The sequence below is a fragment of the Corynebacterium sp. HMSC070H05 genome (assembly GCF_001837615.1).
Classification (GTDB): Bacteria; Actinomycetota; Actinomycetes; order Mycobacteriales; family Mycobacteriaceae; genus Corynebacterium; species Corynebacterium coyleae.
This window is the reverse complement of sequence record NZ_KV833290.1, coordinates 1-13290: the sequence shown is the minus strand read 5'-3', so window position 1 is coordinate 13290 and position 13290 is coordinate 1. Positions and strand designations below refer to the sequence as shown.

Sequence of the window (13290 nt, the reverse complement as noted above, 5' to 3'; positions counted from 1 at the left end):
CCGCCATTATGGCGCAGTCGGCGCACCCTCGCGGGTCTCGGGGAGGTAGACGTTGGAGCCTAAGTCGCGGAACTCCTGAGCCATCTCGCGCTCGCCGGCCTTGGCGTCGGGGCCTGCACCGCCAGCACCGCCAGCGCCGCCAGCACCGCCCGAGAAGTCGAATGACGGCATGCCGAGGTCTGCGATTTGGTCGGCGAACTCGTCGCGAATGTCCTGGCTGATGCGCATCGAGCAGAACTTTGGTCCGCACATGGAGCAGAAGTGGGCGGTCTTCGCGGGCTCGGCGGGCAGGGTTTCGTCGTGGTAGGCCTGCGCGGTGTCGGGGTCGAGGGAGAGGGCGAACTGGTCGTGCCAGCGGAACTCGAAGCGTGCCTTGCTCATGGCGTCGTCCCAGTCGCGCGCGCCGGGGTGACCCTTGGCTACGTCGGCGGCGTGGGCGGCGAGTTTGTAGGTGATCACGCCAGTTTTCACGTCGTCGCGGTTGGGAAGTCCCAGGTGTTCCTTCGGGGTGACGTAGCAGAGCATGGCGGTGCCGCCGGCGGCGATGTTGGCGGCGCCGATGGCTGAGGTGATGTGGTCGTAGCCAGGGGCGATGTCGGTGACCAGGGGGCCGAGGGTGTAGAACGGCGCGCCGCCACACCATTCTTGTTCCTTCTCGTTGTTCACCTGGATCATGTTGAGGGGCACGTGGCCTGGGCCTTCGATCATGACCTGGACGTCAAAGTCCCAGGCGCGGCGGCAGAGTTCGCCGATGGTTTTGAGTTCGGCGAATTGGGCGGCGTCGTTGGCGTCGGCGACGGAGCCGGGGCGGAGGCCGTCGCCAAGCGAGAATGCGACGTCGTACTGGGAGAAGATCTCACAGAGCTCGTCGAAGTTTTCGTACAGGAAGGATTCCTTGTGGTGGGCGAGGCACCAGCCGGCCATGATCGAGCCGCCGCGGGAGACGATGCCGGTCACACGCTTGGAGGTCAGCGACACGTAAGGCAGGCGCACGCCGGCGTGGACGGTCATGTAGTCCACGCCCTGCTCGCACTGTTCGATGACGGTGTCACGGAAGATCTCCCAGGTCAGGTCCTCGGCGATGCCGTCAACCTTCTCTAGCGCCTGGTAGATGGGCACAGTGCCGATGGGCACGGGGGAGTTGCGCAGGATCCACTCGCGGGTGGCGTGGATGTCGTTGCCGGTGGATAAATCCATGACGGTGTCGGCACCCCAGCGGGTGGCCCAACGCAGTTTCTCTACCTCTTCGCGGATAGAGGAGGTTACGGCGGAGTTACCGATGTTGGCGTTGATCTTGGTCAGGAACGCGTTGCCGATGATCATCGGCTCGCTTTCCGGGTGGTTGACGTTGTTCGGGATGATCGCGCGGCCGGCGGCAACCTCCGCGCGGACCTTCTCTACGTCGCAGTGTTCACGCAGCGCCACGAATTCCATCTCGCGGGTGATTTCGCCGCGCCGGGCGTAGGCCATCTGGGTGACACGCTTGCCCGGCTTGGCGCGCAACGGTTTGCGGGAGGCGCCACGCCACTCTTCGCTGGCGGAGCCGCGGCGGACGGCAGCGCGGCCGTCGTCAAGCAAATTGCGCTCGCGGCCGACGTATTCCTCCACGTCGCCGCGGGCGGTGATCCACTCGCCGCGCAGGTTGGGCAGGCCAACTTCCGGCTCGGCCCAGGGGCCGCGGGTGCGGTAGATCTTGAACGGCTCGTTGGGGCCGGTAGGGGAGTCGTCCAGGTGGATCGCGGTTTCCGGAACCTCCAGCCCGTCCTTCAGAATCGGCGCGTATGCGTGCTTGGGGTGGATTTCCTGGGCATAAATATCGGCATGCGTTTCAGGCACGACCTTCTCCTTACTTCCTTCGCTGGTGCTAACCAGACAGGTTCGAACGGTGCTCGCGCAGGCGTAGCGCGATCTCAGCCCGATGCCTCGGGCGCCCGTGTGGGGTCGCAGCACACTCTATCCCGTCGTGGTGGCTGCGTCAGGCAGTTCGCTAGACTTCCCGGTTATGCAGCCCGAGACTCAAGCGCGGATTAAGGATCTTTCGTCCACACTTTCCACTATCGAGAAGGTGATGGACCTCGACGTGCTCCGCGAGCGCGCCCGCGAACTCGAGGCCCAAGCCGGCGACCCGTCTCTGTGGGACGATCCGGCGCACGCACAGCAGGTGACCACTGAGCTTTCCAATGTGCAGTCGCGGTTGAAGAAGGTCACGTCGTTGCGCTCGCGTATCGACGACCTGCCGGTCATGTACGAACTCGCCGAAGAAGAAGGCGACCCCTCGATGGCCGACGACGAGTTGGCGGACGTGGCAGCGCAAATCGATTCGCTTGAGGTGCAGACCATGCTCTCCGGCGAATACGACGAGCGCGAGGCCGTGGTCAACATCCGCTCTGGCGCCGGTGGCGTGGACGCGGCGGACTGGGCGGAGATGCTCATGCGCATGTACGTGCGTTGGGCGGAAAAGGCTGGCCACAAGGTGGATGTGTACGACATCTCCTACGCCGAGGAGGCCGGCATTAAGTCCGCCACGTTTGTTGTGCACGGCGATTACCTCTATGGCCAGTTGTCGGTGGAGCAGGGCGCGCACCGCCTGGTGCGTATCTCTCCGTTTGATAACCAGGGTCGTCGCCAGACTTCGTTCGCAGAGGTGGAGGTGCTGCCCGTCGTGGAGCACACCGACCACATCGACATCCCGGATTCGGACATCCGCGTGGACGTCTACCGTTCCTCTGGCCCGGGCGGACAGAGCGTGAACACCACCGACTCCGCGGTGCGCATCACCCACATTCCGACCGGCATCGTGGTGACCTGCCAGAACGAGAAGTCCCAGATTCAGAACAAGGCGTCGGCGCTCAACGTGCTGCAGTCCAAGCTTCTGGAGAAGAAGCGCCAGGAGGAAAAGGCGGAGATGGACGCCCTCGGCGCGGGTGGTAACGCCAGCTGGGGCAACCAGATGCGCTCCTATGTTCTGCACCCGTATCAGATGGTGAAGGACCTGCGCACCGACTACGAGGTGGGCGACCCGCAGAAGGTGCTCGACGGTGACATCGACGGCTTCCTGGAGGCCGGCATCCGCTGGCGTATGGCACAGCAGCAACAAGAGTCACACCAGTAACGGGTAAGGTGTGTCGCGTGATCCGATTCGACCATGTGACCAAGACGTATCCGACGTCCACGCGCCCCGCGCTCAACGACGTCACCCTGGAGATCCCAGACGGCGAGTTCGTCTTCCTGATCGGCGCGTCCGGCTCCGGCAAATCGTCGTTCTTGCAGTTGATGATCCGCGAGGAAAACGTCACCTCCGGCGACATCTACTTCGGCGACTTCCACGTCAACGCACTGTCTGGCAAGCAGATCAACAAACTGCGCCAGTCCATCGGCTACGTGTTCCAGGACTTCCGCCTGCTGCCCAGCCTCAACGTGTACGACAATGTGGCGTTCGCGCTTGAGGTCATCGGCAAGCCGAAGGACCGCATTGCCAAACTCGTGCCGGAGGCGCTCGAACTTGTCGGCCTCGGCGCGAAGGCGAATCGTATGCCGCGCGAGTTGTCAGGTGGTGAGCAGCAGCGTGTTGCGATTGCGCGTGCGTTCGTCGATAAGCCAAAGCTCATGCTTTGCGACGAGCCCACGGGCAACCTCGACCCAGGCACCGCCGACGAAATCATGGCGTTGCTTGCGCGCATCAACCGCATGGGCACCACCGTGGTCATGTCCACGCACAACGCGCGTGCGGTGGATGACATGCGCAAACGCGTCATCGAACTGCAACTGGGCAAGGTCGTGCGCGACGAACAAAACGGCGTCTACGGGGATGTGAGGAAGTAACCATGAACTGGAATTTCATCTTCCGCGAAGGCTTCAAAGGGCTCGGCCGCAACCTGACCATGACCATCGCGCTGGTGATCACCACGGCGCTCTCACTCGCGCTCGTCGGCACGGGCATTTTGATCTCGCAGGCCACCGCAGATACGAAGAAGCTCTACCTCGACCGCGTCGAAGTGATGGTCGAGTTGGACGAGGACATCTCCGCGGGCGACAAGGACTGCTCCACCGACGCCTGCAAGCAGGTGCGCGACACACTGCAGGGCGACGACCGCGTCGAGCAAGTCACCTTCCGCTCCCGTGAGCAGTCCTACGAACGGTTTGTGGAACTGTTCCAGGACGCCGAGCCGGAACTCGTGCGCGAAACCACCCCGGATGCGTTGCCGGCCGCGCTGCACGTGCGCCTGGAGGACCCGACTGACACGGCACCGCTCGACGCGATTCGTGAGATGCCGCAGGTCACCGTCATTTCCGACCAGGCCGACACCGTGCGCTCCGCCGCCGGAACCCTGAACACCTTCCGCAACGCCGCCTTCGTCATCGCCGCAGCACAGGCGCTGGCTGCCGTGTTCCTGATCGCGAACATGGTGCAGTTGGCTGCGTTCAACCGCCGCGAACAGATCGGCATCATGCGCATGGTCGGCGCCTCGCGCTGGTACACCCAGGCCCCGTTCGTGCTCGAGGCCGTGATCTCCGTGCTGCTCGGCGCGGTGCTGGCCACCTTCGGCGTGTGGGCCGGCAAGCAGTTCCTGGTGGACCCGCTGCTCGGCGACCTCTACGCATCCCAACTCATCGCCCGCGTCCCCGACTCTGCCGTGTGGGCCGTCATGCCACTGACCGGGCTCGTCGCCATGGTGCTCGGCGGCCTCGCAGCCCAGGTGGCACTTCGCTCCTACGTGCGGAAGTAGTACACTCGAGCGCCTATGTCCAAGAAGAACAAAAAGCAGAAGCTTTCCAACACCGGCGTCCTGGCGACCAACCGGAAAGCTCGCCATGACTACACCATCTTGGACACCTGGGAGTGCGGCATCGTCCTGCAAGGCACCGAGATCAAGGCGCTACGCGAAGGCAAGGTGTCGCTGGTGGAGGCGTTTGCCACCATCGACAACGGCGAAGTCTGGCTGCGCAACATGCACATCCCCGAATACTCCAAGGGGCACTGGACCAACCACCCGCCGCGCCGCACCCGCAAACTGCTGCTGCACCGCCGCGAGATCGACTCGCTGGAAGGCAAAGTCCGCGACGGCAACCGCACCCTCATCCCGCTGTCGCTTTACCTCAAAGACGGCCGCGCCAAGGTCGAGTTGGGCCTCGGCCAGGGTAAGCAGGACTACGACAAGCGCCGCGCCATCAAGCGACGCACCGAGGACCGCGAAATCACCCGTGAGCTGGGCCGCAAGCTGAAGGGCATCAAGGCGTAGCGTTTTCAGTACGGTGGGGGCCTATGAAAAAGGCACTGATTACTGGAGCGTCCCGCGGCATCGGTCGCGCGATCGCTGAAGAACTTGGCAAGGACCACCACATTTACGCGGGCGCGTCACAGGACGCGTCCGAGATTGTTTCGGCGCTGCCGAGCGCGGAGCCGTTCGAGGTGGACCTGACGGACACCGAAGCCATCTTGGAAGCGGCCTCAAAGATCGAGGACCTCGACGTCCTCGTGCTGGCCGCCGGCGTGATGGAAAACGGTTCCCTGGAAGAGGTCGGCGACGCCTCCTGGCGCAACATGATGGAAGTCAACCTCCACGCGCCCGTGACGCTTACCCGCGCGCTGCTTCCTGCTTTACGACGATCCAACGGCCTGATCATCACCATCAACTCCGGCGCCGGCTACCACGGCATCGCCAACAACTCCGCCTACTGCGCCTCCAAGTTCGCGCTGCGCGGCTTTACTGATTCGCTCGCCCAGGAGGAAGCCGGCAAGGTCCGTGTGACCTCGCTGCACCCGGGCCGCACCGACACCGACATGCTCTCCGGCGACGACGGCCTGCCCAAGATGGCCGCCACCGAAGTAGCCAAGGCAGCCCGCCTAGCTGTCGACGCCGGCCCCGACGCCGTCATCGAATTCCTCCGCGTCCGGCCAGCCTTCACGGGGTAGGTTGCCGGCTGGGGCAGGGCTTGCCGGCTGAGGCGGGCTTGCGGGCGTTGCTCAGGCTCCGGCGCGCCCAGCCCCTTGTGCTCCGGCGCGCTCGGCTCCTTGGGCTCCGGTGCGCTCGGCCCCTTGTGCTTGTGCGCCGCGTCGGGTAACGTCTCTTCTCCTACGTTTCTTCGTAGTTGAAGGGGTCGATTTGGTTTCGACTTCATCACTTAGCCAGGGGAAGCGTGCCGGTGCAGGCAGGAGACCACCGAAAGCGTCGCTGTAACTAATAAACGCAGAGAAGAACTCTCAGCGTGACTACGCCCTCGCTGCCTAATTAGAAAGGTCCAGCGACCTGCGTGTCCGTCAGGCCGGGGATGTCCCCGACCCGGTACCTGGCGTCGACTTAGGGGACTTGCCTTCCGGCCCTGTCAGTGGGGCCTCGGGAGGGACATTTTTCACTGACTGGGCCCGTCATTCGGACATGTTCGCCTGATCCGGAGGGCCGAGCAGAGATTCTGTGCGAACTGCGCACGGAGAAGCCCTGGTGCGGTGGTGAAGGACCCGGGTTCAATTCCCGGCGGCTCCACTGGAAAGAGACCCCCAGACCCTTACGGGCCTGGGGGTTTCTTTTTATTTGTCGGGGAACTTGCGCCCAGAGCGGCCTTCACTCTGCGGTGCTCATCGTCTAGTTCCTCGACATCGTCTAGCTCCCCGCGCGGGCAACCAGACGATCAGCTCCATAATGAAAACGGTCCCCAATATGACCTGGGGAAACGTCGAGGCCACTGCGAGACCGTCTAGCGGCACCCGAAGGGGAGCTAGACGATCTCGTAGCCGGTGACGGGGCCCTCCGTGTTCGGCTGCCAACCGAGTGCTGGGGCGACGTGGGTGGCAAAGTTCTCCAGGATCTTTACGTTTACGTCCACGCCCATGCCGGTCGGGATGGTGAGCAGAAGGGTGTCGGCGGCCATGACGGCAGGGTCGGCCTTGAGCTGCTCGATGAGCTTGTCCGGCTCGGCGGCGTAGGTGCGGCCGAAGGTGGAGGCACCGACTTCGGGAAGCATGCCGACCTGGTCGGAGCCGGAGGCCTGCATGCCGAAGCGTGCCATGTCGGCGCCGTCGACGATGGGGAAGATGGAGCGGGACACGGACACGCGCGGGGTCCAGTCGTGGCCGGCTTCCTTCCAAGCTGTGCGGTAGCGGTTGATTTGGTCGACTTGGATCTCGCCAAGTGTCTGCGCGGTGGTCTCGGAGACCAGGGTGGAGGACATGAGGTTCAGGCCGTCTCGCGCGGTCTGCTCGGCAGACGCGTGGGTACCGGAGCCGTAGAAGATGTGCTTGCGCAGCTCGGGTGCCATGGGGAAGACCGGCAGGGCGGAGCCGGGCTGGAACATGTTGGGGTACTGGCGCTCGAGGGGCGCGGCGGTGGCGAAGCCGTGGCCGTCGACGGCGGCCATGAAGGTTTCGAGGTGGTTGCGGGCGACGTCGGCACCGTTCGGCGCTTCGTCCTTGTAGCCGAATGCTTCCCAGCCGCGCTCGGCGACCTCGGGGGCGCCGCGGGATACGCCAAGGGCGACGCGGCCGCCGGAGAGTTGGTAGAGGGAGGCGGCTTCTTCGGCGAGGTAGAGCGGGTTTTCGTAGCGCATGTCGATCACGCCGGTGCCAACTTCGATGCGCTCGGTGGAGGCTGCAACTGCACCGAGCAGCGGCATCGGGGCGGAGGCTTGCGGGACGAAGTGGTGGACGCGGAAGGATGCGTTGTTGACGCCGATCTCGTCGGCAGCTTTGGCGATCTCGAGGTGGATTCTCGCTACCTTTTCTGCCGAGGGGCCGCGCTGGCCGCCGAAGGCGTAGTGCCCGAAGCTCAAGAAACCGAATGCTTTCATGGGGTCCTCCAGATCAGTTATGTGACATATCAACAAATATCATAGCCTGTGCCGAGCAGCGCAACCGAAAAACGGCCTCAACGTTGTATTGGAGGAGCTTAAAAGGTTTATTAAATCCCTTGGCGCGACCACAGCCCGGCGCTACGGTCGTGCGCATGATTTTAAAGACTGCGAAGACGTTGTCCGCTGCAACCGCCCTAGCTGCCCTCGCTGGCGGCTTCATTGGTGCTGGCACCGCGCACGCACAGGTAGCGCAGCTCTCGTCGGCCAACCCGAACCTGGACCAGTTGGTGCAGAAGGGTTGGGACACCTACACCGGCGCCGTGCTGGGCAGTAAGGGAGGCATGTTGCTGAAGGATCTGCCGAAGGACGCCAAGCCACTGGCAGCAAAGGATGCAAAGGAAGCTCTCGCACAGCCGCTGCAGGCGAAGGAAGATGCCGCGATCACCCTGACGTTCACTCCGCAGGGCCGGCTCAATTACGACGACGGCTGCAACGTCGGCAACGCGACCTACAAGGTCAACGCCCGCGGTGGGGTGAAGGTGGGCACGTTCGCTGAGACCCAGCGTCTTTGCGACCCAACCCGCATGAACAAGTCCGATGAACTGAAGTCGATCCTGCGAGCGGGTCCCGCTGTGTACAAACTTAACGACGACACCATCGCCCTTGGCGCCCAAGGCAAGATGATTGAGTTTCTTGGAGTTGCATAGGCATCCCATGAAACCCCTTGAACCCGCGAATCCGGCCGCTACCGTGTGGGGCATGGGTATCAAGACTCAGAAAACATTGTCCATTGCAACCGCGCTCGCGGCCCTGGCCGGCGGCACCCTTGGTGTCGGCACGGCTGGCGCGCAGGAGCGCTCGAGCAGCATTGACCAGTTTGTCCAGATGAGTTCCTCCCTGTTTTCTAACCCGGCGGGGCAGCAGCCCGCTGGCGCTGGTCTGATGGTTCCGCTTGTGGAGGGCGCGACGCAGTTGCCTAACGACCAGGTCCAGCCCGCGCTGGACACCACCTTGCGCGCCAAGAACAACGACAAGGTCACCGTTGATTTCCGTCCGGACGGCACGCTGACCTACAACGACGGCTGCAACACGGGTAACTCCACCTACCAGGTGGATACGACCGGCAGGTTGCGCGTCGGTGACCTCAACGAGACTCGCATGGCGTGCCCTCCGGGTGCGGAGGTTGCCGCGAATGATCTAAAGACGATCCTGCGCGCCGGCCCGGCGGTGTTCCAGGTCGATCCGTCCACGCTTGCGCTGGCCGCACAGGGGCAATCGGTTGAGTTTGTGAAGTTGCCGGTGCGCGTCGTCGATTAGCAATCGCGAAAGACAGCAAAGCTCCAGGTCGCCCTGGGGCTTTTTGCTTTGCGACGACCCCACCTCGGTCATTTACAACACAGTTTTGTAGTCTAAATGGGTGGAAGCCGGGGGTGCCGGTTGACTTTAAGTATGGGTACCCTAAACTGGCGCAGGTAACCCTTACCTAAGTCTGGAAGGACGACAATGATCCGTTTCCCGCGCACCGCGCTGATCGCCCTCGCAGCCGCAGGCTCGCTGACCCTCGGCGCTTGCTCCAATTCCGAGCAGGCCGCTGAGACCACCACCTCTGCAGTAGCCACCTCCGAGGCTGCCTCCTCCTCCGCCACCACCGACGGTGACACCGTCAAGGTGACCGACAACTACGGCGAGAAGGAAGTGCCGGCCAACCCGCAGCGCGTCGTCGCTCTGGACAACCGCACCTTCGAGCTCCTGGACTCCTGGGGTGTTAAGCCGGTCGCAGCGCCGCGCGACCTCGTCCCGAACACGATTCCGGGAATTGCGGACAACGAGGACATCGTCAACATCGGCAACCACAAGGAGCCGAACCTCGAGGCCATCGTGGCAGCTGACCCGGACGTGATTGTCTCCGGTCAGCGCTTCCGTAAGTACGACGAGGAAATTGAGAAGCTGGTCCCGAACGCCGTGCTCGTTGAGTTCGAGCCGCGTGACGACGAGCCGTTTGACCGCGAGCTCATCCGTCAGACCTTGGCACTTGGCGACATCTTTGGCAAGCAGGCCGAGGCTGAGCAGACCGTCAAGGAGTTCACCGAGGCTGTCCAGCGCACCCGCGACGCGTACAACCCGGATCAGACCGTCATGGGTGTGAACGTTTCTGGTGGCGAGATCGGCTACGTCGCACCGGGCATCGGTCGCGTGTGGGGCCCGCTGTTCGACCTGATCGGCTTCACTCCGGCGCTTCAGGTGGAGAACGCCTCTAACGACCACAAGGGTGATGACATCTCCGTCGAGGCAATCGCTGACGCGAACCCGTTCTGGATCTTCGCTCTCGACCGCGATGCAGCGATCAAGTCCGCCAAGGATTCCCCGGAGGCGCTGTCTGTGATCAACGACTCCGCTGCGCTGCAGAACGTCACCGCGGTGAAAGACAACCACGTCTACGTGGCGCCGAAGGACACCTACACCAACGAGTCCATCCTCACCTACACCGAGATCCTCAACGATCTGGCAGACAAGTTCGAGGCTGCAAAGTAACCCCTGAATGACACATCCAACTGCGACCACCACCCGCCCCAAGCTTCTGGATTGGAAGCTTGGGGTGGGGGTTGTCATTGTCGTTTTACTGCTGCTGACCTCGCTTGCGGTGGGGCAGTACGACATTTTGAATAGCGATGACGGCTGGGCCATGTTCCGTACCACCCGCGTCCCGCGCACCATCGCGTTGGTGTTGGCCGGCGCAGCGATGGCGATGAGTGGGTTGATCATGCAGATGCTCACCCAGAACCGCTTCGTCGAGCCGACCACCACCGGCACCACAGAATGGGCCGGTCTGGGCCTGCTCGCGTCGTTCGTGTTCTTTCCAAACGGCACGATCATGACGCGCATGCTGCTCGCCGTCGGCTTCGCATTCGTGGGCACGATGGTGTTTTTCGCCTTCCTGCGCAAGGTCACGCTGCGCTCCAGCCTGATCGTGCCGATCGTCGGCATCATGCTCGGCGCCGTGGTCAGCGCAGTCTCTACTTATTGGGCGCTGCAGGCCGACCTGTTGCAATCGCTCGGCGTGTGGTTTGCCGGCTCGTTCACCAGTGTGATCGCCGGCCAGTACGAGGTGCTGTGGATCGTGCTGTTCGTGGTCATCGCCGTGTTCTTCTACGCCGACCGGCTCACCGTGGCCGGCCTCGGCGAAGACGTGGCCACCAACGTTGGCCTGAATTACAACCGGATCGTGCTCGTCGGCACCAGCCTGGTCGCAGTGGCCGCCGGTGTGGTCACGGTTGTCGTCGGCAATCTGCCATTTCTGGGGCTGATTGTGCCGAACATTGTGAGCATGATGCGTGGCGACGACCTCCGCTCCAACCTGCCATGGGTCTGCCTTACCGGCATTGGAGTGGTAACGGTGTGCGACCTCATCGGCCGCACGATCATCGCGCCATTCGAAATGCCCGTGTCCGTCATCCTCGGCGTTGTCGGCGCCGCGGTGTTTATCGCCATGATTGTGAGGCGGAGCCGGAATGCGTGAGATCGGGGCGTTCCAGTCGTCGACAAGCAAAAAGCGCTACTGGATTATTATCGGCGCGCTTGCGGTGGCCGCACTGCTATTTACCGCGGGGCTGCTCGCGTACGGCAACCCGATGGAGTTCGGGTCCACCGGCTACTGGCTGATCGCGCAACGTCGCATGAACGCGGTGATCGCGATGGCAATCGTGGCTGTGTGCCAAGCGACAGCAACCGTGGCGTTTCAAACGGTGACAAACAACAGGATTCTCACCCCGTCCATCATGGGGTTCGAATCGCTCTACGTTGCTATCCACACCTCAACCGTGTACTTTCTCGGCGCAGCAGGGCTGATTAACGCCCACACCTTGCAGATGTTTGTCATCCAGCTTGTGCTCATGATCGGGCTCAGCCTGGTGCTATACACCTGGCTGCTCGCCGGCAACAATCCCGACATGCACGCCATGCTGCTGGTCGGCATCGTGCTCGGCGGGGGACTGGGTGCAGTATCCACGTTCATGCAACGCATGCTCACACCCAGCGAGTTCGACGTGCTCACCGCGCGGCTGTTTGGCTCCGTGAACAACGCCGACCCGGAGTACTACCCGTTGGCAATCCCGCTGGTCATCGTGGCGGCGGGACTACTGATCTTCAACTCGCGCGCGCTCAACGTCCTGTCTCTGGGCCGCGACGTGTCGATGAACCTTGGCGTAGACCATAAAAAGCACGCGATTTACACGCTCGTGCTGGTGGCCATCCTCATAGCGGTATCGACCGCGCTGGTCGGCCCGATGACCTTCCTCGGCTTCCTCGTGGCCACACTCGCGTACCAAGCCGCGGATACCTACGACCACCGCTACGTCTTCCCCATGGCGATGCTGCTCGGATACTGCATCCTGTCGGGTGCGTACTTTGTGATGAACCACATCTTCTACGCACAAGGCGTGGTCTCCATCATCATCGAACTGGTCGGTGGCCTGACCTTCCTAATCGTGATTTTGAGAAAGGGACGCCTGTGATTCAACTCAAAGAAGTCCGCAAGGCCTACAGCAGCAGTGTTGACATCGGACCGGTCACCCTGGACATCCCCGAAGGCGGCATCACCGCCCTCGTCGGCCCGAACGGTGCAGGTAAGTCGACCCTACTGACGATGATCGGCAGGCTCCTCGACCTCGATTCCGGTCACATCGAAGTTGCAGGCATGGACGTCACCTCGGCGCGCTCGAAGGACCTGGCCAAAGTCGTGTCCATCCTGCGTCAGGAAAACCACTTTGTGACCCGCCTGACCGTGCGCCAACTCGTCGGCTTCGGCCGCTTCCCGTACTCGGGTGGGCGCCTGACCCCCGAAGATGAAGAGATCGTCTCGCGCTACATCGACTTCCTCGGCCTGCGCGAGCTGGAGAATCGCTTCCTCGACCAGCTCTCCGGTGGTCAGCGTCAGCGCGCCTACGTTGCGATGGTGCTTAGCCAGGAAACGAACTATGTGCTTCTCGACGAGCCCCTGAACAACCTCGACATCTCCCACTCCGTAGAGATGATGAAGCACCTGCACTCCGCGTCCCGCGAGTTTGGCCGAACCATCGTGATCGTTCTGCACGACATCAACTTCGCCGCACGCTACGCGGATTACATCTGCGCAGTAAAGGACGGGGAAGTTGCCGCCTTTGGTGCGGTTGACGAGATCATGCGCGACAGTCTGCTGAGCTCCATCTTCAATACTCCGGTGGAGGTTATTGAAGGTCCGCATGGACCTATTGCGTGTTATCACTAAAACCTACGCTGTACTGCGGATTTGTGTTGTTTGTGAGTTCGTGGTTATATCTTCATCCGTTGCTTCGAGCGGCCTTGAGGGGCTGGCGAGAGGGAACGAGTTAATTTCATGAGGTTGCTGTGCAAGGTAAACGGTTGTTGAACTTGGGTTTGACTTTGGTTTACGTTGTGTTGTAGGCTCTGTTTCCGCCGCTTAGACGGCCGTAGCCTTTGAGGGTTGTGGTTGTTGGGTGTGCTGGTGTT

13 protein-coding genes, 1 other RNA gene and 1 riboswitch are annotated in these 13290 nt (G+C 62.5%); of the genes, 12 read left to right on the top strand and 2 right to left on the bottom strand.

The features are described from left to right. Positions 1-6: 6 nt before the first annotated feature. Positions 7-1836, bottom strand: coding sequence for a phosphomethylpyrimidine synthase ThiC (thiC, locus tag HMPREF2617_RS02570; protein WP_070839716.1), 1830 nt, complete (start codon positions 1834-1836; stop codon positions 7-9). Beyond that, positions 1834-1945, bottom strand: a riboswitch (TPP riboswitch). (Overlaps the previous gene by 3 nt.) Positions 1946-2002: 57 nt before the next feature. Here thiC and prfB point away from each other — a divergent pair. The 6 genes from prfB (at position 2003) to ssrA (ending at position 6485) form a co-directional block, all read left to right on the top strand. Continuing rightward, positions 2003-3112: a peptide chain release factor 2 gene (gene prfB / locus HMPREF2617_RS02565; RefSeq protein ID WP_070422547.1), complete on the top strand. Its 1110-nt coding sequence runs from the start codon at positions 2003-2005 to the stop codon at positions 3110-3112. 17 nt (positions 3113-3129) lie between these two features. Continuing rightward, positions 3130-3822, top strand: coding sequence for a cell division ATP-binding protein FtsE (gene ftsE / locus HMPREF2617_RS02560; protein WP_070839690.1), 693 nt, complete (start codon positions 3130-3132; stop codon positions 3820-3822). A gap of 2 nt (positions 3823-3824) precedes the next feature. Beyond that, positions 3825-4727, top strand: coding sequence for a permease-like cell division protein FtsX (ftsX, locus tag HMPREF2617_RS02555; RefSeq protein WP_070839687.1), 903 nt, complete (start codon positions 3825-3827; stop codon positions 4725-4727). A 15-nt stretch (positions 4728-4742) separates the two neighbouring features. After that, positions 4743-5240, top strand: coding sequence for an SsrA-binding protein SmpB (smpB, locus tag HMPREF2617_RS02550; RefSeq protein WP_070452075.1), 498 nt, complete (start codon positions 4743-4745; stop codon positions 5238-5240). A 23-nt stretch (positions 5241-5263) separates the two neighbouring features. Continuing rightward, positions 5264-5914, top strand: coding sequence for an SDR family oxidoreductase (locus tag HMPREF2617_RS02545; RefSeq protein WP_070839684.1), 651 nt, complete (start codon positions 5264-5266; stop codon positions 5912-5914). Between the two features lie 181 nt (positions 5915-6095). Then, positions 6096-6485, top strand: a transfer-messenger RNA (tmRNA) gene (gene ssrA / locus HMPREF2617_RS02540). Positions 6486-6714: 229 nt separating this feature from the next. Here ssrA and HMPREF2617_RS02535 read toward each other — a convergent pair. Beyond that, positions 6715-7782 (bottom strand): LLM class flavin-dependent oxidoreductase, encoded by a 1068-nt coding sequence (locus tag HMPREF2617_RS02535; RefSeq protein ID WP_070839681.1) that lies wholly within the window; start codon positions 7780-7782, stop codon positions 6715-6717. A gap of 155 nt (positions 7783-7937) precedes the next feature. Between HMPREF2617_RS02535 and HMPREF2617_RS02530 the strand changes: the two genes are divergently transcribed. The 6 genes from HMPREF2617_RS02530 to HMPREF2617_RS02505 all read left to right on the top strand — a co-directional run bounded on the left by HMPREF2617_RS02530 (position 7938) and on the right by HMPREF2617_RS02505 (position 13048). Continuing rightward, positions 7938-8492: an META domain-containing protein gene (locus HMPREF2617_RS02530; protein WP_070839678.1), complete on the top strand. Its 555-nt coding sequence runs from the start codon at positions 7938-7940 to the stop codon at positions 8490-8492. Between the two features lie 52 nt (positions 8493-8544). Beyond that, entirely contained in the window at positions 8545-9102 is a 558-nt protein-coding gene (locus HMPREF2617_RS02525; protein WP_168168324.1) for an META domain-containing protein, read from the top strand. 186 nt (positions 9103-9288) lie between these two features. Further along, positions 9289-10317 (top strand): siderophore ABC transporter substrate-binding protein, encoded by a 1029-nt coding sequence (locus HMPREF2617_RS02520; RefSeq protein ID WP_070839672.1) that lies wholly within the window; start codon positions 9289-9291, stop codon positions 10315-10317. Between the two features lie 7 nt (positions 10318-10324). Further along, on the top strand, positions 10325-11302 hold the full coding sequence (locus HMPREF2617_RS02515) for an ABC transporter permease (RefSeq protein WP_070422556.1): 978 nt from the start codon (positions 10325-10327) through the stop codon (positions 11300-11302). Then, a complete protein-coding gene (locus HMPREF2617_RS02510) occupies positions 11295-12296 on the top strand; it encodes an iron chelate uptake ABC transporter family permease subunit (RefSeq protein ID WP_070816650.1) in 1002 nt (333 codons plus the stop codon). Before HMPREF2617_RS02515 ends, HMPREF2617_RS02510 begins: the two co-directional genes overlap by 8 nt. Next, the gene (locus HMPREF2617_RS02505; RefSeq protein WP_070483094.1) at positions 12293-13048 is read left to right on the top strand and encodes an iron ABC transporter ATP-binding protein; all 756 of its coding nucleotides are present in this window, start codon (positions 12293-12295) and stop codon (positions 13046-13048) included. Before HMPREF2617_RS02510 ends, HMPREF2617_RS02505 begins: the two co-directional genes overlap by 4 nt. The last annotated feature ends 242 nt before the right edge of the window (positions 13049-13290 follow it).